This window comes from Cellulomonas persica (assembly GCF_007989825.1).
In the GTDB taxonomy this organism is placed as follows: Bacteria; Actinomycetota; Actinomycetes; order Actinomycetales; family Cellulomonadaceae; genus Cellulomonas; species Cellulomonas persica.
In genome coordinates this window covers 156,462-177,974 of the sequence record NZ_BJUA01000006.1, presented here as the reverse complement: position 1 = coordinate 177,974, position 21,513 = coordinate 156,462, and the positions used below count along the sequence as shown (strand labels likewise).

The following is a 21,513-nucleotide window of genomic DNA, read 5'->3' as shown; positions in this document are numbered from 1 at the left end:
GAGGAGCTGGGCGAGTGCCCGCCGACCTGGGCGGACACGCGATCGACCATGCTACCCGACGACCGGGCCCCGACCCAAGCCGGTGAGCAGGGTCTCAGCGACGTGCGGAGCGAGGTCCGGGCGGCGGTCCGGCCGATCAACGCCCCCGCAGCTCGGCGAGCGCGTCCGTCACGCGGGCGAACAGCGCGGGGTCGACGATCGCGCCCTCGCGCCGGATCGTCGCGGGGTCCAGAGACAGGACCCGGTCGAGGCGGACCTCGCTGTCGCGACGCCTGCTGTCCCACGGGCCGGAGCCGATGTCGAGCCAGATGCGGCCGCGGCGGGCCTCGCGCGCGGCGTCGCGGTCGTGGTCCTTGCTCGTGAGCATGAGGCCGAGCACGTGCGGGCCGTGCCAGCCGACGACGAGGACGGGGCGGTCCTTGCCCTGGGTCGGGTCCTCCTCGTACGGCACCCAGGTCCACACGATCTCGCCGGGGTCCGCCGCGCCGTCGAGCTCGGGGCTGTACTCGCACCGGACTGGCCCGGTGTGGTCGGGGAGCACGACGCGCTCCGGCGCGGTCACGGGCCCGCGCGAGGCGTGGCTCGCAGTCCTGCCCGGCTGACGGACGGTCGTCCCGCGACGGCCCGGCGTCGTGCCGGGGACCGTCCGTGTCGCCGGACCGGCGGAGGTGCGTCGTCGGGTCAGCGAGTCGAGGACGCTCACGGCCGCCTGACGCAGCACCGATGACCAGCGGGAGGAACCAGGCACGGCTCAGAACCTAGCGAAGTCGACGAGCGCTCGACGACAGTCGCCGGGTGACCTGCGGCGCCTCAGCCGGGCACGCGCGTCGTCGGCGGGACCGGTCGAGCGCGACGTAACGCGCCGTTGACACGGCGGGGCTACGTTCGGCCCATGGCGGACCTCTTCGACGACTACCCGGCCGGGGTCGCCTGGGACGAGATGCTCGACACGGCGACCGGCCCCCGCGCGGCGTACCGGCAGGTGCACGCGGCGCTCGCGCAGCTCTCGGCAGGCGAGCTGCGGGCGCGCGCCGACGCGCTCGCGCGGTCCTACCTGACCCAGGGCGTGACGTTCGACTTCGCGGGCGAGGAGCGGCCGTTCCCGCTGGACGTCGTGCCGCGGGTGCTGGCGGCCGACGAGTGGGACCACGTCGCGCCGGGCGTCGCGCAGCGCGTGCGCGCGCTCGAGGCGTTCCTCGCGGACGTGTACGGGCCGCAGCGCGTGATCGCCGACGGCGTGCTGCCGCGCTCGGTCGTCGTCTCGTCGACGAACTACTGCCGGGCGGCTCGGGGCATCACGCCGCCGAACGGGGTGCGGGTGCACGTGTCGGGCATCGACCTCATCCGCGACTCGCTCGGTGGCTGGCGCGTTCTCGAGGACAACGTGCGCGTCCCGAGCGGCGTGAGCTACGTGCTGTCGAACCGCCGCGCGATGGCGCAGAGCTTCCCCGAGCTCTTCGCCGCGCTGCGCATCCGGCCGGTCTCGGACTACCCGCGTCGTCTGCTGGCCGCGCTCACGGCCGCCGCCCCCGCGGGCGTCGACGAGCCGACGGTCGTCGTCCTCACGCCGGGCGTCTACAACAGCGCCTACTTCGAGCACTCGCTGCTCGCCCGGACGATGGGCGTCGAGCTCGTCGAAGGGCGTGACCTGTTCTGCGCGGGCGGGCGCGTGTGGATGCGCACGACGCAGGGCCGGCGTCGCGTCGACGTGATCTACCGGCGTGTGGACGACGAGTTCCTCGACCCGGTGACGTTCCGCGCGGACTCGTTGCTGGGGTCGCCGGGCCTCATGACGTGCGCGCGCAACGGCACCGTGACGATCGCGAACGCGGTGGGCAACGGCGTGGCCGACGACAAGCTCGTCTACACCTACGTGCCGGACCTCATCCGCTACTACCTCGGCGAGGAGCCGATCCTCGCGAACGTCGACACGTGGCGCCTCGAGGAGCCGGGTTCGCTCGAGGAGGTGCTCGACCGGCTCGACGAGCTCGTCGTGAAGCCGGTCGACGGCTCCGGCGGCAAGGGTCTCGTCGTGGGCCCGGCGGCGTCCACGGAGGAGCTCGGCGCGCTGCGCTCGCGGCTGCTCGCGGACCCGCGTGGCTGGATCGCGCAGCCCGTGGTGCAGCTGTCGACCGTGCCGACGCTCGTCGACGACGGCCTGCGGCCGCGCCACACCGACCTGCGGCCGTTCGCGGTCAACGACGGCGACGACGTGTGGGTGCTGCCGGGTGGGCTGACGCGCGTCGCGCTGCCCGAGGGGAGGCTCGTCGTGAACTCCTCGCAGGGTGGTGGGTCGAAGGACACGTGGGTGCTCGGCGGGTCGCCCCCGCGGCGCGCCGCGGCGCCCGCGCAGCACCACCCGGTGCCCGTGGGCAACGCCGTCCCCATCGAGGCGAACCCGCACGACATCCGCGCGCACGTCATGCAGCAGCAGCAGTCGCTGCTCGACGTGCGCCCGGCTCCTGAGCCGGACGCAGGCAGGGAGGTGGACGGGTGCTGAGCCGCATCGCCGAGTCGCTGTTCTGGATCGGTCGGTACGTCGAGCGGTCCGACGACACCGCACGCCTGCTCGACGTGCACCTGCAGATCCTGCTCGAGGACCCGTGGGCCGAGGTCGACCTCGCGTGCCGCTCGCTCCTGTCCGTCATGGACCGGCCGACGCCGCCCGACGACGTCGCGATCGGCCGCGTCGAGGTGCTCGACGTGCTCGCGTACGACCGGTTCTCGCCGTCGTCGATCGCCGGTGCGCTCGTCGCGGCGCGCGAGAACGCCCGACGTGCCCGCGAGGTCATCTCGACCGAGCTGTGGGAGAGCCTGAACGCGACGTGGAACCAGCTGCCGTCGCACATGCGGCCCGCCCGGCCGCACGACTACTTCACGTGGGTGCGCGAGCGCGCCGCGGTGGTCGCGGGGATCATCGAGGCGACGATCTCGCGCGACGAGACGTGGGCGTTCCTCGTGCTCGGCCGGTCGATCGAGCGTGCCGACATGACGGCGCGCCTGCTCATGACCCGTGCGCTCGCGGGCACGGGTGGTCCGGGCTGGACGACGTTGCTGCGCTCGTGCGGTGCGCACGAGGCGTTCCTGCGCACGTACCGGGGGATCGCCTCCGACGAGCGCGCGGCCGGGTTCCTGCTGCTCGACCGGCTGTTCCCGCGCTCGATCGTGTACGCGCTCGACCAGGCGGACGCGTGCCTCGCGGCGCTCGAGCCCGTGGTCGACCGGGCGACCGTCGACGACGCCCGTCGGCACCTCGGACTGGTGCGCACCAACCTCGAGTACCGGCCGCTCGCCGACATCCTGGACTCGTTGCCGCACGAGATGGAGCAGGTGCAGCGTGCGTGCGCGGCCGCGTCCGACGCGGTGCGCGGGAAGTACTTCCCGTCGGCCGCCGCGACGACCTGGGTGGGGGAGAACCTGTGAGCCGGCTGCGCGTGGTGCACACCTCGACGTTCCGTTACGCGGCGCCGGTCCAGGCGTCCTACAACGAGGCGCGCATGACGCCGGTGTCGCAGGCGGGTCAGACCGTGGTCTCGTCACACCTCGAGGTGCGACCCCACACGTGGTCGCACGAGTACCGCGACTACTGGGGCACGGCCGTCACGGTGTTCGAGGTGCTGGTCCCGCACGAGTCGATGGTCATCACCGCCGAGCACGTCGTCGAGACAGGTGACGCCGCCCCGCCGCGCACGGTGCTGGACTGGGACGGGCTCGCGAGCGCGGACGTGCGCGACCGGATGGCCGAGTTCCTCGCCGACACGCCGACGACCGAGCCGCCGCAGGAGGTCGTGGCGCTCGCGGCCGCCGAGGCCGACGGGCTGGCTCCCGCGGACGCGGCGGTCGCGGTGTGCGGCGCGCTGCGCGACCGGGTCGAGTACATCCCCGGGGTGACCGCGGTGCACACGCCCGCCGCCGAGGCGTGGCAGGCCAAGGCCGGCGTGTGCCAGGACGTGGCGCACCTCGCGCTCGGCGCGCTGCGGTCGCTCGGCATCCCCGCACGCTACGTGTCGGGGTACCTGCACCCCACCCGCGGCGGCGAGGTCGGGGAGACCGTCACGGGCGAGTCGCACGCGTGGGTCGAGTGGTGGGTGGGCGACTGGGTCGCCTACGACCCCACGAACCGCATCCCGGCGGGCGCGCACCACGTCGTGCTGGCGCGCGGGCGCTCGTACGACGACGTCGCGCCGCTGCGCGGCATCTACGCAGGTGCCGGGACGCAGGAGCTGGCGGTCGAGGTCCGCATCACGCGCGAGTCATGAGACGCTTCGCGGCGTACGTCCGCAATCGAGGCGCTTCCTGGAGGTGACGTGGGCGAGCTGACGACCGACCTCACGACGATCGACCGCGCGGGGCAGGTGCTCGCACGTCAGGGTGTGCACTGCCGCGCCATGAGCGCGCACCTGGAGGCGCACGGCTCGTTGCACGGGTCGCTCGGCCTGGTCCTGCTGGGCCTGCAGCCGTACGCCGACGCGGCGCTCGGCACGGGTCGCCTCGTGACCGACACCCTCGCGCGCGTGTGCGACACGACCGCGTACTGCGCATCCGCGACGTTCTCGGCGTACGTCACGGCCGACGAGTCCGCGTTCGACCGGCTGCGGCGGCTGGGCGGCGACCTCGACGCGGGGTGGAACGGGGCCGCCGCACCGGTGACCAGCTCGCCGATCGGCCCCGCGGACTCGAGCGCACCGTCGAGCTGGGGCAGCACGGACTCCTACCTGTGGGAGTCGATCGCCTCGACGCAGGAGTCGGTCGTCGAGGCGATCGACGCCGCGCGCGGCCTGCTCGGTGACGTGAGCGCCTGGGGCGGGACGGGCGACGCGGTCAGCGAGTCCGTCGACGCCACGTCGTACCTCGTGACGCCCGTGGCGAGCGCGAACGTCATGGAGGACCTGCGCTGGAGCGCGGGCCTGCTGCTGGGCAGCGTGGACTGGGTGTTCGAGCAGCTCGTCGGGTACTCGATGCTCGAGGAGCTCATCTTCAAGCCGTTCGCGGGCGACCCGCGAGGCGTCGAGAAGGCCGCACAGGCGTGGTCCAACGTGAGCGCCGCGCTGCAGGCCGTCGCCGCCAACCACGCGCACCTGGTGTCGACGACGGTGACCGGGTGGTCCGGTGCGGCGGCCGACGCGTTCCGCGTGTCGATGGCGGGCATCAGCGGTGCGCTGCTCAAGGTGGCCCCGCTGTTCGACGCGGTCGCGACGGCGATGGGTGCCGTCGGCCTGCTGATCAAGGGCGTGTGCGCGGGCATCGGCTTCGGGTTGCGCAAGCTCTCGCAGCTGCTGATCGAGATCGCTGCCGAGCTGGCCGTGCCGGGAGTCGGCTGGGGCGTCCTGCTCGCGACCGCGTACTGGAAGGTCGAGACGATCTTCAGCATCGTGCGGCTGGTCTACACCCTCATCGAGTCGCTCTTCGACGCGATCGCGTCCTTCGCGGACGCGCAGGCGCAGGCTGTCGGAAGCCTGGCGATCGTCGAGGACCTGGCCGATGGCGTGTTCCGGCGCGCCGGGGCGGCCGTCTCGTGAGCGGGTCGCAGCCCTCGGGCGAGCAGCTGACGGCGGGCCAGCGCATGGCGGCCGCCTTCGCGCGGGTCGAGCAGGCGAGCGCCGCGCTCGCGCAGGTCGTGCGCGCGGCCGACGAGCGGGCGGCGCGGGACGAGCCCTCGCGGCGCGAGGAGGCCGCGCGGCGCGGGCAGCTCGGCCCGCACTGGCAGCGCGCGCAGGTGCGCATCGACGCCGGGCAGACGACGCTCGAGGCGGTGCTGGGCGGTGACGACACGTCACCCGAGGCGGTCGCCATCCGCGAGGCTGCTCGCGCCGAGCTCCGCAGGGGCGCGACGCAGCCGGGCGAGGACGGTGCGCTGCTGCGCGAGGGCATCGCGGAGATCCAGGATCTGCTGCGCACGCGCGGGACGGCCCCAGGCGGGTCCGCGTGAGCGGCGCGCAGGTCAGCCCGTGGGGTGCGCGGCGGTCCGACGAGCCCCGGTGCGTGGTGCAGGCGGACGTGAGCCCCACCGCGCTGCTCGACGCGCTCGCGCGCGCCCTGTCCCCGTGCGGCTTCCGCGTGCGGACGGTGCCTGGCGGGCTCGACGCCGTGCGCGGCGTCCGCGGCGGGTACGGGCTGTCCGAGGTGCTCCAGCTCCCGCTCATGACGGTGCTCGCTCGCGTCGAGGTGCAGGTGCGCGTGCTCGACGAGGCATCGGGCGGCGCCCGCATCGGCGTGACGTGCACGGCCGGCGCGTCGGAGGTGGGCGCGGGCAAGCGTGTCGCGCGCGCGCTGACGGGTGCCGTCGCGAGGCTCGAGCGTGCGGGGGCGACGGTCCACGTGGGCGAGTGGTCAGCCGCCTGGGAACGCGCTCAGCACGACGCGGGCTAGCGCCACGTGCACTGGGCGCCAACGCCGACCGGTGACCTGCGTGCCCTCGTGCGCGGACGTCACTCCAGGACGAAGGTGACCTCGAGCACCACCTGGTAGGACGTGATCGCGCCGTCGGTGACCTCGACCTTCTGGTCCTTGACCCATGCCCCGGTGACGTTTCGCAGCGTCGTGGACGCGCGCTCGACGCCGACGCGCACGGCGTCGTCGAAGCTCGTCTCGGAGCGGGCGCTGATGTTGGTGATGCGGGCGACGGACGACATGACGTGACCTCCAGGGTCGGGTGGGTGGTCGCGGCGGCGGGGCCACTCGCGTCCTTCGACTGTGACCGCGCTCACACCGGCCCGCAACTCGGCGCCGCCGTCACGGGGTGAGACGGGCGGCCAGCGCGGCACGCAACGCGCCGCCGTCACCGGTGACGCTCACGTCGTCGGCCGAGCGCCGTCCCCACACGAGCAGTGCGAGGTCCTGCGCGGTCGCCTCGACCGTGGCCGTCGGCGTCCCCGCGCCGCCCAGCAGCCACGTGCGCGGCACGTCGGTGGCCACCAGCCGCACGGGAGCGGGCAGCGGCGCCATGCGCCCCATGGCCTCCTGGCGCGGCTGCATGACCGTGACCACCTCGTCGACCGTGTCGGACCACACGACGGGGTCGTCATCCACCGTCAGGCCCGACGACGCACGCAGGTCCCACAGGTGCACGGTCGTCTCGTGCAGCTGGCGCCGCCGCCACCACGACGCCGGCCCGTTCCCGACGAGCGTCCACCCTTCGGCCTCGCCGAGGCGCTCGAGGGTGTCCCGCAGCTCGGCGGCGTGCTCGGCGTAGAACTCGTCGAGCACGAACGGTCCGCGGCCCAGCGGGGTCTCCTGGCGCTTCGAGGCCTGCCCGGCAGCCCAGTGGTGGATGCGTGCCAGGTGGACGACGACGTCGCGCGCACGCCAGCGCCCGCACCAGGGGATCGGGGTGCTCGGGTCGACCTCGCCGATCGAGGCGAGGAAGCGCTGCTGCGCGCGCCGCAGCGCCGCGAGGTGGTCGAGGCGCGCTCCAGCCGGTGCCTGCGTCATGGGACCATGGTGGCGTCGTGCGTCGTGACCGAGAAGGTCCCGCACGGCCGACGACCGTCGAAGTCCCGCCAGTCAGCCACCGTCCGCCCGGACGACGAGCCAGAACCGGAGCACCCACCGCGTGTCCCCGATCCCGAGTGCCGCAGCCGCAGCGCGCATCCGCCCTGCCGCGACCGCGCCCGAGCTCCTGCGCAACTTCTGCATCATCGCCCACATCGACCACGGCAAGTCGACGCTGGCGGACCGCATGCTGCAGCTCACGGGAGTGGTCGAGGCGCGGGCGATGCGTGCGCAGTACCTCGACCGCATGGACATCGAGCGTGAGCGCGGCATCACGATCAAGTCGCAGGCCGTGCGGATGCCGTGGTCCGTCGAGGACGCGACCGGGACGCTCCAGCCGTACGCGCTCAACATGATCGACACGCCCGGGCACGTCGACTTCACGTACGAGGTCTCGCGCTCGCTCGCGGCGTGCGAGGGTGCCGTGCTGCTCGTCGACGCGGCGCAGGGCATCGAGGCCCAGACGCTCGCAAACCTCTACCTCGCGCTCGAGAACGACCTGCAGGTCATCCCGGTGCTCAACAAGATCGACCTGCCCGCGGCGCAGCCCGAGAAGTACGCCGAGGAGCTCGCGGGGCTCGTCGGAGGCGACCCGGCCGACGTCCTGAAGGTCTCGGGCAAGACGGGCGAGGGCGTCGAGACGCTCCTCGACCGGATCGTCGAGCTCGTCCCGGCCCCGGTCGGCGACGCCGACGCGCCGGCGCGCGCCATGATCTTCGACTCGGTCTACGACACCTACCGCGGGGTCGTCACGTACGTGCGCGTGGTCGACGGGAACCTCAACCCGCGAGAGCGCATCGCGATGATGTCGACCAAGGCCACCCACGAGCTGCTCGAGATCGGCGTCATCAGCCCCGAGCCCGTCCCGACCAAGGGCCTGGGCGTCGGCGAGGTCGGCTACCTGATCACGGGCGTGAAGGACGTGCGCCAGTCGAAGGTCGGCGACACCGTCACCAACGCGGGCAAGCCCGCCGCCGAGCCGCTCGGTGGCTACTCGGACCCCAAGCCGATGGTCTTCTCGGGCCTGTACCCGATCGACGGCTCGGACTACCCGGCGCTGCGCGACGCGCTCGACAAGCTCAAGCTCAACGACGCCGCGCTCAACTACGAGCCCGAGACGTCGGTCGCCCTCGGCTTCGGGTTCCGCGTGGGCTTCCTCGGCCTGCTGCACCTCGAGATCATCCGCGAGCGGCTCGAGCGCGAGTTCGACCTCGACCTGATCTCCACCGCGCCGAACGTCGTCTACGACGTCGTCATGGAGGACCGCACCGAGATCCACGTGACCAACCCGTCGGAGTTCCCGGGCGGCAAGATCCGCGAGGTGCGCGAGCCCGTCGTCAAGGCGACGATCCTCGCCCCGGCCGAGTTCATCGGCGCGATCATGGAGCTGTGCCAGTCCAAGCGCGGTGACCTGCAGGGCATGGACTACCTGTCCGAGGACCGCGTCGAGATGCGGTACACGCTGCCGCTCGCCGAGATCGTGTTCGACTTCTTCGACCAGCTCAAGTCACGCACGCGCGGCTACGCGAGCCTCGACTACGAGCCCACGGGCGAGCAGGTCGCCGACCTCGTGAAGGTCGACATCCTGCTGCAGGGCGAGCAGGTCGACGCGTTCTCCGCGATCGTGCACAAGGACAAGGCCTACGCGTACGGCGTGATGATGACGGCCAAGCTCAAGGACCTCATCCCGCGTCAGCAGTTCGAGGTGCCGATCCAGGCCGCGGTGGGCTCGCGCGTGATCGCGCGCGAGACGATCCGCGCGATCCGCAAGGACGTCCTGGCCAAGTGCTACGGCGGTGACATCACCCGTAAGCGCAAGCTCCTCGAGAAGCAGAAGGAGGGCAAGAAGCGCATGAAGACGATCGGTCGGGTCGACGTGCCGCAGGAGGCCTTCATCGCCGCGCTCTCGTCGGACGCCGCCGCGCCCAAGGACGCCAAGAAGAAGTGACCTCCCTGCTCGCGGGCGTGGCCGCATGAGCCCCGCCCTTCCCGACGGCGACGAGGCACCCGCCGACGGCGCTCTGCCGTCGGGCGTCGTCGCGGGGGCCGACGAGCGCGCGTTCGGCGTGTACCTGCACGTCCCGTTCTGCACGGTGCGCTGCGGCTACTGCGACTTCAACACCTACACCGCCACCGAGCTCGGCGGGGGAGCGAGCCAGGTCTCGTACGCCGCCACGGCGGTGCGCGAGGTGGCACTGGGCGCGCGGGTGCTGCGCGACGCCGGGCTGCCGCAGCGCCCGGTCTCGACCGTCTTCGTCGGGGGCGGCACGCCCACGGTGCTGCCGGCCGACGACCTCGTCGGGATGCTCCGCGCGGTCGACGACGCCTGGGGGCTCGCCGACGGCGCCGAGGTGACCACCGAGGCGAACCCCGACTCGGTGACGCCGGACTCGCTCGCCGCGCTCGCGGCCGGCGGGTTCACACGCGTCTCGTTCGGCATGCAGTCCGCGGTGCCGCACGTGCTGCGCACGCTCGAGCGCACGCACGACCCCGCACGCATCCCCGACGTCGTGCGCTGGGCGCGTGACGCGGGTCTCGACGTGTCGCTCGACCTCATCTACGGCACGCCGGGCGAGACGCTCGACGACTGGCGCACCTCGGTCGAGGCGGCGCTCGCGACGGGCGTCGACCACGTCTCGGCGTACGCGCTCGTCGTCGAGGAGGGCACGCGCATGGCCGTCCAGGTCCGCCGCGGCGAGCTCGTGCTGCCCGACGCCGACGATCAGGCCGCCAAGTACGAGCTCGCCGACGAGCTGCTGACCGAGGCGGGGCTGGGCTGGTACGAGGTGTCCAACTGGGCGCGCGGCCCGCAGCACGCGTGCCGGCACAACCTCGCGTACTGGCGTGGCGACGACTGGTGGGGGATCGGGCCGGGCGCGCACTCGCACGTCGGGGGCGTGCGCTGGTGGAACGTCAAGCACCCGCGCGCCTACGCCGCGCGCCTCGAGTCCGGGCTGAGCCCGGCCGCCGGACGGGAGGTCGTCGACGACGACGCGGCGGCGCTCGAGCGCCTCATGCTGCACGTGCGGCTCGCCGAGGGCATGCCGCTGGCCGAGCTGACGCTCGACGAGCGCACGCGCGTCGCGGGGCTCGTCGCGGACGGCCTCGTCGACGGCCGCCCGCTCCTGACCGACCAGCGGCTCGTGCTCACGCGTCGCGGCCGCCTCCTCGCGGACCTCGTCGTGCGCACCCTGGCGGGCTTCGGCGCCTGATCTGCCGGGCCTGACCTGGACGTGAGTCAGACGACTCGGAGCGTCGCGTAGACGGCTCGGGCGGTCGACGAGACACGCGTGGAGCCCGACGGCGTGAAGTTGACCGAGAGCTGGTACGTGCCCGCGCGGGCGACCTTGGGGAACCAGACCGTCACCGTGCCGCGGGCGCTGGGCTTGAGCGTCTTCTTCACGCGCACGCCGTCGACGTGGACGAGGAGGGTGCCCGTCGGCCTGGCGGTGGCGGCGGACGTGACCTTGATCGTCACCGGGACCCGAGCGTTCGTCGACACGCTGGCCGGCAGGCTCACGGCGATCTGCGTCTTCGCCTTGGACACCGTCCGGGTCGCGATCGACGACGTGGTGGCGTACCCGGCCTTGCGGCCCGTGACCTTGACCTTGAGGGTGCGACCGGCGTCGGCGGTGCGCACCTTGTAGGTCGTCCCCGTCGCGCCGGCGATCGCCTTCCCTCCGCGGTACCACTGGTAGCTCAGTGTCGTCCCGGACGGGCCCCACGTGCCGGGCTTGGCCGTGAGTGTCTTGCCGATCACCGGCGTTCCGGCGATGCGCGGGGTGCCGGCCTTCAGCACGCCTACGACCGTGAGGCGGTACTCCTTGCCCCACGCGGACGGGTCGCCGACGCTGAACGTCGTGCCGTGCACCGAGATGAACGAAGTCCCGGCAGGGAGCTGGTAGTTCAGCGTCGTTCGCTTGCGGTCCCACGGGATCGTCGCGTCATGGACGATCGCCCCGTCGGCGTTCCAGAGCCACACCTCGTAGAACGGGGCGGACGTCTCGGGGGTCTCGACCTGCAGGACGACGTCCGTCGGCCGGTCCAGCGTGACCCGGTAGAAGTCGGTGTCCTCGTACGCCGACCAGTCCGTGCTGAAGATCGAGGCCGAGGTCGTCGTCCCGAGCCTGAGCGCGTCTGCGGTCTCGATCGAGTCGTTGTCCTCGGTCTCGACCGCACTGGGGGTTGCCGTGACGGTGAGCTCGTACTGCTTGCCCCAGGTGGCGTCGGTGGAGTGGCCCATGACCTCGACGTAAGCGACCCCAGCGGTCAGGTGCGCCGGGAATGTGGCCGTCCACCTGCTGCCGTACGCGGAGGCGTGCAGGCTCCGGTAGTACCGCTGGGCACCCCGGGCGTCGTAGACGGCGAGCTCGTAGGCCTGGCCTCGCAGCCCCTGCGGGAACGTCAGCGTGAGGTTCACGCGGCTGGCCTTCGCCAGCGTGATCCGGAAGAAGTCGCTCTCGTTGCCGAAGTAGCCGTCGCCGAGCGCGGACGCTGTGACCGGTGTGGCGAGGGCGAGCGTGTCCGCGGTCTCGAACGAGTTGTTCGGCTCGGTCTCGACCTTGCCGGGGGTGGCGGACAGCGTGAGCCGGTACTGCTTGCCCCACGTGGCGTCGCCGTCCTCACCGGCGATCTCGACATAGCCGGTCCCAGCGGGCAGGAACATGGCCCGGTCCGCGGACCACGCTCCGGTGGAGTCGGTGGCCGCGAGCTCGAAGCCGTAGACCCGGTGTCCGGCGGAGTTGTAGACCGTGACGTCGTATGCGCTGCCGGTCAGCCCGGACGGGAACGTGAGTGCGATGTTCAGGCGGCTGTCACGCGGGAGCGTGAAGCGGAAGACGTCGAGGTCGTCGTAGCTGCCCCACTCCTCCCAGTCCGACGTACGGCCGGTGACGGTCGTCCCCAGTGCGAGCGGGTTGGCGGTCTGCGTCGAGCCGTTGTCCTCGACCTCAGCGGCTGTGGCACCGGCCGCGATCGTCGTGCGCGGTGCCGCAGGTGCGGCGTTCGACGGTCCCGCGGTGACGACGAACATCGTGCTCATCACGAGCGCGGACGTCGCGGCCCGGGCCAGCAGCCGGCGTAACGGAGTGCGTCGGACGTGAGCGTCGAGCAGCTGGCGCACGGGTCTCTCCTCGGGTGGAGTGGTCTGGCGACGTGCGTCGACCACGGCGTGGTACGCCAGCGGGAAGGTACCGTGCCGAGCGCTCACCGGTGGGGGACCGGGGATCGCGATGCGCGACCGGGGGTGGAACGTCACCCGCACGGGTGATGCATCCTCCCTGCTTCGCGCACAGGGGTTCACAGCGGCCCGGGGGCCGCGCAGCCAGGGGTCGAGGACGTCGAGGTCGACCTCGGCCGTGCTCAGGTCCAGCAGGCTGCCTGCGCGACGCCGTCGACCATCCCGGCCGCGGCGATGAGCCCGACGTCGTCGGGCATCGCCGCGGCCCGGGGCCTTACTTGATGAAGCGGATGGAGACCGGGTAGCGGTACCACTCGAACTTGCTGGCGGCGACCGCCGCCATGATCTGCAGCACGAGCGCGCCGATGCCGGCCGCGATCAGCACGAGGACCCCGACGACCACGAGCGTGAGGATGCCGCCGATGATCGAGACGATCAGCAGCGTGAGCTGGAAGTTCAGCGACTCCTTGGCCTGGTGCTCGAGGTAGGCGCCACGTCCCTTGAAGACGAGCCAGATCACGAGCGGGGCGAGGAAGGAGACGACGAACGGCAGGAGGTGGGCGAGGATCGCCCAGGTCTTCTCCTCGTCGGGCCGCAGCGGCTGGGGCGCGTTGTACGCGGGCGGCGGCGGTGCCGCGCTCCAGCCCTGGTCGCCGTTCGGGGGAGTCGTGCTCACGGTGTACCTCCGGTGTGGTCGTGCGTCCTCGTGCGAGGGACGTGCGGTCTGCGACGTCGCTGCTGGTGACACCCCTTCGGGTGACGCTGCAGCGCTCTCTGCACGCAGGGTAGTGCGTCCGCGCGTCCACAGGTCGTTCACGGTTCCTTGACATGCTCGGTGGGCTTCGGTTCGCTTTCGGCGGGCCATCCCGGTCCCGACGTGACTGAAGGAGACGCATGAGCGACACCACGCCGCGCCCGGAGGACGAGAACCCTCCGGTCCCGCCCGCCGCAGGAACGGGGCCGCTCGAGCCCGAGTCGCCCGCCGCTCCCGCGGAGCCCGCCGCTCCGGTCCCGCCCGCCGAGACAGCCGGTGGCCCGACCGCGCCGCCTCCGGGGGCGTACCCGCCGCCGCCCGCCGGTGCCTACCCGCCGCCCGCCGGCGCCTACCCGCCCCCGCCCGCCGGCTACCCGGCGACCGCCGGGCCGGGCTCGCAGGTCGACGTGGTCGAGTCGTTCAAGTGGGGCTGGAAGAAGTTCACGGAGAACGTCGGCCCCATCCTGATCGCGATCCTCGTCTACGTGCTCGCGACCGTGGCGGTCGTGGCGGTGTGGTACTTCATCGTGGCCGGGATCTTCCTGGGCACGTCGGAGACGACGATCGACGAGGACGGCACGATCAGGTTCGGCTCCGGACCGAACCTGTTCGCGGTGCTCTTCTCGGGGGCGCTCATCACGCTCGTCGCCGTGCTGCTGTTCTCGATCATGCAGGCCGGGTTCATCCAGGGCGCGCTGCGGATCAGCCGCGGTGAGCCGCTCTCGCTGGACACGTTCTTCAAGTTCAAGAACCTCACCGCGGTGATCGTGGCGTCGCTGCTCGTCGCGGTGCTCACCTCGGTCGGCTACCTGCTGTGCTACCTGCCCGGCGTCGCGGTCGCGCTGTTCGCGCAGTTCACGCTCTACTACGTCGTCGACCGGGGGGTCGGTGCGGTCGACGCCATCAAGGCGAGCTACCAGCTCGTCGTGAAGAACTTCGGCACGACGATCCTGCTGTTCCTCGGCATCCTCGTGGTGAGCTTCATCGGCAGCCTGCTGTGCGGCGTCGGTACCCTCGTCGCGCTGCCGGTGTCGCTGCTCGCGCAGGCGTACGTGTTCCGTCGCCTGAACGACGAGCCCGTCGCCCCCTGACGCCCCGAGGCCCGGCCTCGGGACCTCGTCCCGGTACGCACCAGGAAGGGCCCCGCGCCGCAGCGCGGGGCCCTTCCTCGTCACCCAGGCGGTGCCGCCCTCACGCCGTGACGAAGTCGATGAGCTCCTCGACGCGGCCGAGCAGCGACGGCTCGAGGTCGGCGTAGCTGCGCACCGAGGCCAGGATCCGCTTCCACGCGTGGGCGACGTCCGCCTGCTCGTCCGCGGGCCAGCCGAGCTCGCGCAGGATGCCGAGCTTCCACTCGGTGCCGCGCTCGATCGTCGGCCACGCGGCGAGCCCGAGCCGCTCGGGGCGCACCGCCTGCCACACGTCCACGTAGGGGTGGCCGAGCACGAGCAGCGTGCCCGCGGGCGCCGCGCGCAGGGCATCGGCGGCGATCCGCGCCTCCTTCGAGCCGGGGACCAGGTGGTCGACCAGCACGCCGATCCGGCGGTCGGGCGTCGGGGAGAACTCGCGGACCGCGTCGACGAGGTGGTCGACGCCCTCGAGCAGCTCGACGACGACGCCCTCGACGCGCAGGTCGTCGCCCCAGACCTTCTCGACCAGCTCGGCGTCGTGCTTGCCCTCGACCCAGATGCGGCTGCCGCGGGCGACCCGGGCCCGCGCGCCGTGCACGGCGCGCGACCCCGACGCGGTGCGCTCGGGCGGGCGCGGGGCGGTCGACGTCACGGGCGGTGTGAGACGCACGGGCTCGCCGTCGACCCAGAAGCCGGGACCGAGGGGGAAGGTGCGCGTGCGCCCGTGCCGGTCCTCGAGCACGACGACGTGCTGACCGCCGGACTTCTCGACGCGCACGACCGCACCGACCCAGCCGGTCGTGACCTCCTCGACGACGAGGCCGCGCTCGGCGGCCTGGGGCCGCGAGACCCGCGGTGCCCGGTGGTGCTCGGTACGGCCTCCGCCGCCGAGCACGTCGCTGCCGTACCGATCCATCTCGACCTCCGTCTCTCGGTCCGTCACCCTAGGGGGCGTGGCGGACGGCACCGTGGGAACCGGACGGGCGCGGCGTAGGATTGGCACTCGGGAACGGTGAGTGCTACTTGCTCCAGGAGCGGCACGACGGCAGCCACGACGGGCGACGCGGAAGGACGGAGGCGGCGATGAGCGACGAGCGGCGGATGGACGTGCTGCGCGCGATCGTCGAGGACTACGTCGCCACGAGCGAGCCCGTCGGGTCGCGTGCCCTCGTCGAACGGCACTCGCTCGGGGTCTCGTCCGCGACCATCCGCAACGACATGGCCGCGCTCGAGGACTCCGGGTACATCGCCCAGCCCCACACGTCCGCGGGGCGCATCCCGACCGACAGGGGCTACCGCGTCTTCGTCGACCGCCTCACCACCGTCAAGCCGCTGTCGGCACCCGAGAAGCGTGCGATCAGCGCGTTCCTCGAGGACGCCGTCGACCTGGACGACGTGGTCGACCGCTCGGTCCGGCTGCTCGCGCAGCTCACGCACCAGGTCGCGGTCGTGCAGTACCCGTCGCTGCGTCGCTCGACGCTGCGGCACGTCGAGCTGGTCCCCGTGGGTCAGCGGCAGCTGCTCGTCGTGCTCATCACGGACACGGGGCGGGTCGAGCAGCGCACGCTCGAGGCGGCGCGCGACCTCGACGAGGTCGTCGTCGCCCAGCTGCGTGCGACGCTCGCCGCACGCGTCGCGGGTCGCCGCATCGCGGAGCTCGCCGGGCTGGTCGACGACCTCGCCGAGCAGTACTCGGCCGACGACCTGGCTCTGCTGCGGCGCGTCGTCGCGGTGGTCGAGGAGACGCTGCACCAGGAGAGCGAGGAGCGTGTCGTGCTCGCGGGCACCGCGAACCTCGCGCGCAGCAAGGACGACTTCGCGCGCAGCCTCGGCCCGGTGCTCGAGGCGCTCGAGGAGCAGGTCGTGCTCATGCGGCTGCTGTCCGACATGGCGGAGGACAGCGCCACGGTCTCGGTCCGGATCGGGCACGAGACGCAGCACGACGGGCTCGTCAGCACGAGCTTCGTGACCAGCGGGTACGGCGACGAGAGCGGCGCGGCGGTCGCGCGCGTCGGTGCGATCGGACCCACCCGCATGGACTACCCCGCGACCATGGCGACGGTGCGCGCCGTGGCCCGCTACCTCACCCGCATCCTCGCCGGGTGACCTGACCGACCTGCCTCAACGTCCCGACGACCCAGCACGTCCCGACGACGACACACCGGACGCCGCGGCGTCCTGACCGCCCGACGAGCCCGCCAGGAAGCGAGCACACCACCTCGTGAGCAACGACTACTACGAGATCCTCGGGGTCGCGCACGACGCGACGCCCGAGCAGATCAAGAAGGCCTACCGGAAGCTCGCACGCGAGCACCACCCGGACGTCGCGGGCGACGACCCGGCGGCCGAGGCCCGGTTCAAGGACGTCTCGCGCGCGTACGAGGTGCTCGGCAACCCCGAGAAGCGTCGCGCGTACGACCTCGGCGCGGACCCGTCGTCGCCCGGCGGCGGCATGGGTGGCGGCTTCGGCTTCCAGGACATCTTCGAGACGTTCTTCGGCGCCGCGACGGGTGCGTCCGCGCAGCGCGGGCCGATCCCGCGGTCGCGTCGCGGCCAGGACGCACTCGTGCGGCTCGACCTCGACCTCGCCGAGGTCACATTCGGCACGCACCGTGAGATCGCGGTCGACACCGCGGTCCTGTGCCCGACGTGCCAGGGCTCCTGCTGCCGGCCCGGGACGTCGCCGCGCACGTGCGAGGTGTGCCACGGCCGCGGCACCGTGCAGCGCGTCGCGCGCTCGTTCCTCGGCCAGGTCATGACGAACCAGCCGTGCGCGGCGTGCCGCGGGTTCGGCTCGACGATCCCCGAGCCCTGCACCGAGTGCGCGGGCGAGGGTCGCGTGCGCTCGCGTCGCACGCTCGCGGTCGACGTCCCCGCGGGTGTCGACACCGGCACGCGCATCAAGCTCACCGGCCAGGGCGAGGTCGGCCCGGCCGGGGGGCCTGCCGGTGACGTGTACCTCGAGGTGCGCGAGCGCCGGCACGAGGTCTTCCAGCGCGACGGCGACGACCTGCACGCGACGCTCTCGGTGCCGATGACGGCCGCCGCGCTGGGTACGGTCCTGACGCTCGAGACGCTCGACGGACCCCAGGAGGTCGACCTGCGCCCGGGCACGCAGCCCGAGCAGGTCGTCACGCTCAAGGGTCTGGGCGTCGGCCACCTGCACGTGGGCGGGCGCGGAGACCTGCACGTGCACGTCGACGTCCAGGTCCCCACGGGTCTGGACGACGAGCAGGTCGAGCTGCTGCAGCGTCTGGCGGCGCTGCGGGGCGAGGAGCGCCCCGAGGCGCGGCTCGCTGCCGCCCACCAGGGCGTCTTCGGCAAGCTGCGCGACAAGCTCGCCGGGCGCTGAGGTGACGGCACCGGTCTTCCTCGTCGAGCCGGGCCGGCTCGACGCCGTGGCCCCGGGTGACGTCGTCCGCCTCGACGGAGCCGAGGGGCGGCACGCGGGCGTCGTGCAGCGCCGGACCGCCGGCGAGCGCGTGGACGTGGTCGACACGTGCGGTGTGCGGCTCGTCGGCGTGGTCGCGAGCGTGACCCACGAGGGCGTCGACGTCCAGGCGCAGGACGTCGTGCGCGAGCCCGCCCCCCCGGTGCGGCTCGTGCTCGTGCAGGCGCTCGCCAAGGGTGACCGTGACGAGCTCGCGATCGAGGCGGCGACCGAGGTCGGCGCGGACGCGGTGGTGCCGTGGCAGGCCGAGCGCTCGATCGTCGTGTGGCGCGGCGAGCGTGCCGCGAAGTCCCGCGCGCGGTGGCTCGGGACGGTCCGGACCGCGGCCAAGCAGTCACGACGCGCGTGGGTGCCCGACGTCGCGCACGCGCTCGACTCGAGGCATCTGGCCGCGCGCACGCGTGAGGTCGTCGAGGCCGGCGGCGCCGTCCTGGTGCTGCACGAGGACGCGACCGAGCCGCTCGCGGGCACGGCGCTGCCCGACGCGGGCGACGTGCTGGTCGTCGTCGGCCCCGAAGGCGGCATCGGCGACGACGAGCTCGCGCGACTCACGGACGCCGGCGCGCGACCGGTGCGGCTCGGCCCGCACGTGCTGCGCACGTCGACCGCGGGCCCGGTGGCGCTCGCGCTGCTGGCGACGCGGCTCGGGCGCTGGTCGTAGCACGGTCGTCGCGCGCACGAGAGGGCCCCGGCCCGCGAGGTCGACTCGCGAACCGGGGCCCTGGTCACGGCCCGCCGGGCGCCCGGAGGGTGACGCCGGCGACCGCCGTCAGCGGGTGTCCGCCGACGACGAGACCGCCGCGCGCCCTGCCTCGAGCCGCGCGACCGGCACGCGGAACGGGCTGCAGGACACGTAGTCCAGACCGACCGCGTGGAAGAACCGGATGCTCTCCGGGTCACCACCGTGCTCGCCGCACACGCCCAGGTGCAGGTCGGGACGGACCGACCGGCCCTCCTCGACCGCGATCTTCACCAGGCGCCCGACGCCGCGCTGGTCGACGGTCTCGAACGGGGAGACCGCGAGCACGCCGTTGGCCGTGTACTGCGCGAAGAACGCACCCTCGACGTCGTCGCGCGAGAAGCCCCACGTGGTCTGCGTCAGGTCGTTCGTGCCGAACGAGAAGAACTGCGCCTCGGTCGCGAGACGGTCGGCGGTGAGCGCCGCGCGCGGCAGCTCGATCATGCAGCCGACCGGCAGGTCGAGCCGCTGGCCCGTCTCCTGCGAGACGGCGTCCATGATCGCGAGCGCCTCCTCGCGCACGAGCCGCAGCTCCTGCACCGAGCCGACGAGCGGGACCATGATCTCCGGCCGCGGGGCCAGGCCGTCGGCGAGCAGCCGGGCGGTCGCCTCGCAGACCGCGCGGATCTGCAGCGCGAACAGGCCCGGGATCACGAGCCCGAGACGCACGCCGCGCAAGCCGAGCATCGGGTTGGCCTCGTGCATGCGCCGGACCGCCGCGAGCAGGGTCACGTCGTGCGGGTCCACCTCGCCGCGGGACTCGGCCAGGGCGACCTTGACCGAGAGCTCGGTGAGGTCGGGCAGGAACTCGTGCAGCGGCGGGTCGAGCAGGCGGATCGTGGCCGGCAGGCCGTCCATCTCGCGCAGGATCCCGACGAAGTCCTCGCGCTGGACCGGGAGCAGCGCGTCGAAGGCCTCCTGACGCTCGTCGTCGGTCTGCGCCAGGACGACGCGCTCCACGAGCACCCGCCGCTCACCGAGGAACATGTGCTCGGTGCGGCACAGTCCGATGCCCTGCGCCCCGAGCCGACGGGCGCGCTCGGCGTCCTCGGGCGTGTCGGCGTTGGCCCGCACACGCAGGCGGCGCACCGAGTCCGCGTGCGTGAGGATCCGGTCGACCGCGACGACGAGCTCGCGCGTCTCGTCGTCCGGGGCCTCCGCGATGGCGACCTCCAGGCCGTCCTCGAGGTACCGGCTGACCGGCGACGGACGCACCGGGACCGAGCCGAGGAAGATCTCGCCCGTCGAGCCGTCGATCGCGATGACGTCGCCCTCGTGGACGGTCCGGCCGGCGACCTTCAGGCGGCGCGCCACGGGGTCGATGTCGAGCGCCTCGGCGCCGACGACGCACGTGCGGCCCATGCCGCGCGCGACGACCGCGGCGTGCGACGTCTTGCCGCCGCGCGCGGTGAGCACGCCGACCGAGGCGATCATGCCGCCGAGGTCGTCAGGGTTGGTCTCGCGCCGGACGAGGACGACGTCCTTGCCGTCGGCCGCCCACGCCTGGGCGGTCTCGGCGTCGAACACCGCCATGCCCACGGCCGCGCCGGGGGAGGCCGCCATGCCCTTGGCGAGCAGCTCGCGCGCGCCGCTCGGGTCGAACTGCGGGAACAGCAGCTGCGAGAGCTGGGCGCCCGTCACGCGGTCGATCGCCTCGTCCATCGTGATGAGGTGCTCGTCGACGAGCTGCACGGCGACGCGGAACGCCGCGGGCGCGGTGCGCTTGCCGACGCGCGTCTGCAGCATCCAGAGCTTGCCGCGCTCGACCGTGAACTCGATGTCGCACAGGTCGCGGTAGTGCGTCTCGAGGCGCCGCATCGCGGTGCGCAGGTCGGCGTACGCCTCGGGGTCGAGGCGCTCGAGCTCGGCGAGGCCCGACGTGTTGCGGATGCCCGCGACCACGTCCTCACCCTGGGCGTTGGCGAGGTAGTCGCCGTACACGCCCGAGCGGCCCGTGGCGGGGTCGCGCGTGAACGCCACACCCGTGCCGGACGTCGGGCCGAGGTTGCCGAACACCATCGCGCACACGTTGACGGCTGTGCCGAGGTCGTCGGAGATGCGCTCCTGACGCCGGTACAGCCGCGCACGCTCGGTGTTCCACGAGTTGAAGACCGCGGTGATCGCCAGGTCGAGCTGCTCACGCGGCGACTGCGGAAACTCGCGCCCCGTCTGCTCGCGCACGATCTCCTTGTAGGTGCTCACGAGCTCGCGCAGGTCGTCGGTGCCGAGGTCCACGTCGGAGCTGACGCCGCGCGCGGCCTTCGCCTTGTCGAGCGCGTCCGAGAACTCCTCACCCGCGATGCCGAGCACCGTGCGGCCGAACATCTGCACCAGGCGTCGGTAGGAGTCCCACGCGAACCGCTCGTCGCCCGTGAACGCCGCCAGGCCGTGCACCGTGAGGTCGTTGAGCCCGACGTCGAGGACGGTCTCCATCATCCCGGGCATCGAGAACTTGGCACCCGAGCGGACCGAGACGAGCAGCGGGTCGGCGGGGTCGCCGAAGTGCCGGTGCATCGCGTCCTCGAGCCTGCGCATCGCCATCGTGACCTCGACGCGGAGCTCTGGCGGCACCTCGCCGTCGCGCATGTACTCGCGGCATGCCTGCGTCGTGATCGTGAACCCCGGGGGTACCGGGAGCCCCAGGCGGGTCATCTCCGCCAGGCCTGCCCCCTTGCCGCCCAGGAGGTCCTTGGCGTCCTTGTCACCTTCGCTGAAGTCCCATACGTAGCCGGCCACGGCCTCCACCTCCACGGTGTGCGACCAGGCCCC

The 21,513-nt window shown here is 72.9% G+C and carries 19 protein-coding genes; 12 read left to right on the top strand and 7 right to left on the bottom strand.

Annotated features, from left to right (window positions below; all coding sequences use genetic code 11):
• Positions 1 to 136 precede the first annotated feature (136 nt).
• Positions 137 to 748 carry a type II toxin-antitoxin system PemK/MazF family toxin gene (locus CPE01_RS07855; RefSeq protein WP_246783804.1) on the bottom strand — a complete coding sequence of 204 codons (612 nt, stop codon included), beginning with the start codon at positions 746 to 748 and terminating at the stop codon, positions 137 to 139.
• 144 nt (positions 749 to 892) lie between these two features.
• Between CPE01_RS07855 and CPE01_RS07850 the strand changes: the two genes are divergently transcribed.
• Genes CPE01_RS07850 through CPE01_RS07825 form a run of 6 tightly spaced genes read left to right on the top strand, consistent with a single transcriptional unit; the run spans position 893 to position 6,369 of the window.
• Positions 893 to 2,500, top strand: coding sequence for a circularly permuted type 2 ATP-grasp protein (locus tag CPE01_RS07850; protein ID WP_146806093.1), 1,608 nt, complete (start codon positions 893 to 895; stop codon positions 2,498 to 2,500).
• Positions 2,494 to 3,423 carry an alpha-E domain-containing protein gene (locus CPE01_RS07845; RefSeq protein WP_146806092.1) on the top strand — a complete coding sequence of 310 codons (930 nt, stop codon included), beginning with the start codon at positions 2,494 to 2,496 and terminating at the stop codon, positions 3,421 to 3,423. Before CPE01_RS07850 ends, CPE01_RS07845 begins: the two co-directional genes overlap by 7 nt.
• Positions 3,420 to 4,259 (top strand): transglutaminase family protein, encoded by an 840-nt coding sequence (locus CPE01_RS07840; protein ID WP_146806091.1) that lies wholly within the window; start codon positions 3,420 to 3,422, stop codon positions 4,257 to 4,259. The genes CPE01_RS07845 and CPE01_RS07840 overlap by 4 nt, the downstream gene beginning before the upstream one ends.
• Before the next feature lie 48 nt (positions 4,260 to 4,307).
• Entirely contained in the window at positions 4,308 to 5,519 is a 1,212-nt protein-coding gene (locus CPE01_RS07835) for a WXG100 family type VII secretion target (protein ID WP_146806090.1), read from the top strand.
• Positions 5,516 to 5,929 (top strand): hypothetical protein, encoded by a 414-nt coding sequence (locus tag CPE01_RS07830; protein WP_146806089.1) that lies wholly within the window; start codon positions 5,516 to 5,518, stop codon positions 5,927 to 5,929. Before CPE01_RS07835 ends, CPE01_RS07830 begins: the two co-directional genes overlap by 4 nt.
• Positions 5,926 to 6,369 carry a hypothetical protein gene (locus CPE01_RS07825; RefSeq protein ID WP_146806088.1) on the top strand — a complete coding sequence of 148 codons (444 nt, stop codon included), beginning with the start codon at positions 5,926 to 5,928 and terminating at the stop codon, positions 6,367 to 6,369. Before CPE01_RS07830 ends, CPE01_RS07825 begins: the two co-directional genes overlap by 4 nt.
• A 59-nt stretch (positions 6,370 to 6,428) precedes the next feature.
• Here CPE01_RS07825 and CPE01_RS07820 read toward each other — a convergent pair whose 3' ends face one another.
• Both CPE01_RS07820 and CPE01_RS07815 read right to left on the bottom strand, forming a co-directional pair.
• Positions 6,429 to 6,632: a dodecin family protein gene (locus CPE01_RS07820; RefSeq protein WP_146806087.1), complete on the bottom strand. Its 204-nt coding sequence runs from the start codon at positions 6,630 to 6,632 to the stop codon at positions 6,429 to 6,431.
• Positions 6,633 to 6,732: 100 nt separating this feature from the next.
• A complete protein-coding gene (locus CPE01_RS07815) occupies positions 6,733 to 7,431 on the bottom strand; it encodes a maleylpyruvate isomerase family mycothiol-dependent enzyme (protein ID WP_146806086.1) in 699 nt (232 codons plus the stop codon).
• Positions 7,432 to 7,552: 121 nt separating this feature from the next.
• Here CPE01_RS07815 and lepA point away from each other — a divergent pair, with 121 nt between their 5' ends.
• Together lepA and hemW are read left to right on the top strand one after the other, a co-directional pair.
• Positions 7,553 to 9,439 carry a translation elongation factor 4 gene (lepA, locus tag CPE01_RS07810; RefSeq protein ID WP_146806085.1) on the top strand — a complete coding sequence of 629 codons (1,887 nt, stop codon included), beginning with the start codon at positions 7,553 to 7,555 and terminating at the stop codon, positions 9,437 to 9,439.
• Between the two features lie 25 nt (positions 9,440 to 9,464).
• Positions 9,465 to 10,703 carry a radical SAM family heme chaperone HemW gene (gene hemW, locus CPE01_RS07805; protein WP_146806084.1) on the top strand — a complete coding sequence of 413 codons (1,239 nt, stop codon included), beginning with the start codon at positions 9,465 to 9,467 and terminating at the stop codon, positions 10,701 to 10,703.
• A gap of 26 nt (positions 10,704 to 10,729) precedes the next feature.
• On the opposite strand, the gene CPE01_RS07800 is transcribed toward hemW, so the two are convergent.
• Together CPE01_RS07800 and CPE01_RS07795 are read right to left on the bottom strand one after the other, a co-directional pair.
• Complete coding sequence (locus tag CPE01_RS07800) at positions 10,730 to 12,532, bottom strand: hypothetical protein (protein ID WP_146806083.1); 1,803 nt, start codon at positions 12,530 to 12,532, stop codon at positions 10,730 to 10,732.
• Between the two features lie 412 nt (positions 12,533 to 12,944).
• Entirely contained in the window at positions 12,945 to 13,346 is a 402-nt protein-coding gene (locus CPE01_RS07795) for a DUF4870 domain-containing protein (RefSeq protein ID WP_146806082.1), read from the bottom strand.
• Positions 13,347 to 13,564: 218 nt separating this feature from the next.
• On the opposite strand from CPE01_RS07795, the gene CPE01_RS07790 reads away from it, so the two are divergent.
• Positions 13,565 to 14,515: a DUF2189 domain-containing protein gene (locus tag CPE01_RS07790; RefSeq protein WP_146806081.1), complete on the top strand. Its 951-nt coding sequence runs from the start codon at positions 13,565 to 13,567 to the stop codon at positions 14,513 to 14,515.
• A gap of 100 nt (positions 14,516 to 14,615) precedes the next feature.
• Here CPE01_RS07790 and CPE01_RS07785 read toward each other — a convergent pair whose 3' ends face one another.
• Positions 14,616 to 15,470, bottom strand: a complete 855-nt coding sequence (locus CPE01_RS07785; RefSeq protein WP_146806080.1) for a DUF3097 domain-containing protein — start codon at positions 15,468 to 15,470, stop codon at positions 14,616 to 14,618.
• Between the two features lie 167 nt (positions 15,471 to 15,637).
• Between CPE01_RS07785 and hrcA the strand changes: the two genes are divergently transcribed.
• The 3 genes from hrcA (at position 15,638) to CPE01_RS07770 (ending at position 18,666) form a co-directional block, all read left to right on the top strand.
• On the top strand, positions 15,638 to 16,660 hold the full coding sequence (gene hrcA, locus CPE01_RS07780; protein WP_146806079.1) for a heat-inducible transcriptional repressor HrcA: 1,023 nt from the start codon (positions 15,638 to 15,640) through the stop codon (positions 16,658 to 16,660).
• 115 nt (positions 16,661 to 16,775) lie between these two features.
• The gene (dnaJ, locus tag CPE01_RS07775; protein WP_146806078.1) at positions 16,776 to 17,906 is read left to right on the top strand and encodes a molecular chaperone DnaJ; all 1,131 of its coding nucleotides are present in this window, start codon (positions 16,776 to 16,778) and stop codon (positions 17,904 to 17,906) included.
• 1 nt (position 17,907) lies between these two features.
• Entirely contained in the window at positions 17,908 to 18,666 is a 759-nt protein-coding gene (locus CPE01_RS07770; RefSeq protein ID WP_146806077.1) for a 16S rRNA (uracil(1498)-N(3))-methyltransferase, read from the top strand.
• A 108-nt stretch (positions 18,667 to 18,774) separates the two neighbouring features.
• On the opposite strand, the gene ppdK is transcribed toward CPE01_RS07770, so the two are convergent.
• Positions 18,775 to 21,480, bottom strand: coding sequence for a pyruvate, phosphate dikinase (ppdK, locus tag CPE01_RS07765; protein WP_146806076.1), 2,706 nt, complete (start codon positions 21,478 to 21,480; stop codon positions 18,775 to 18,777).
• Positions 21,481 to 21,513: the final 33 nt, after the last annotated feature.

Bases quoted from the DNA above. Each gene is read 5' to 3' on its own strand.
- CPE01_RS07815 (WP_146806086.1), bottom strand. From the start codon at position 7,431: ATGACGCAGGCACCGGCTGGAGCGCGCCTCGACCACCTCGCGGCGCTG.
- CPE01_RS07790 (WP_146806081.1), top strand. From the start codon at position 13,565: ATGAGCGACACCACGCCGCGCCCGGAGGACGAGAACCCTCCGGTCCCG.
- hemW (WP_146806084.1), top strand. From the start codon at position 9,465: ATGAGCCCCGCCCTTCCCGACGGCGACGAGGCACCCGCCGACGGCGCT.
- CPE01_RS07850 (WP_146806093.1), top strand. From the start codon at position 893: ATGGCGGACCTCTTCGACGACTACCCGGCCGGGGTCGCCTGGGACGAG.
- CPE01_RS07800 (WP_146806083.1), bottom strand. From the start codon at position 12,532: ATGAGCACGATGTTCGTCGTCACCGCGGGACCGTCGAACGCCGCACCT.
- CPE01_RS07785 (WP_146806080.1), bottom strand. From the start codon at position 15,470: ATGGATCGGTACGGCAGCGACGTGCTCGGCGGCGGAGGCCGTACCGAG.
- hrcA (WP_146806079.1), top strand. From the start codon at position 15,638: ATGAGCGACGAGCGGCGGATGGACGTGCTGCGCGCGATCGTCGAGGAC.
- CPE01_RS07820 (WP_146806087.1), bottom strand. From the start codon at position 6,632: ATGTCGTCCGTCGCCCGCATCACCAACATCAGCGCCCGCTCCGAGACG.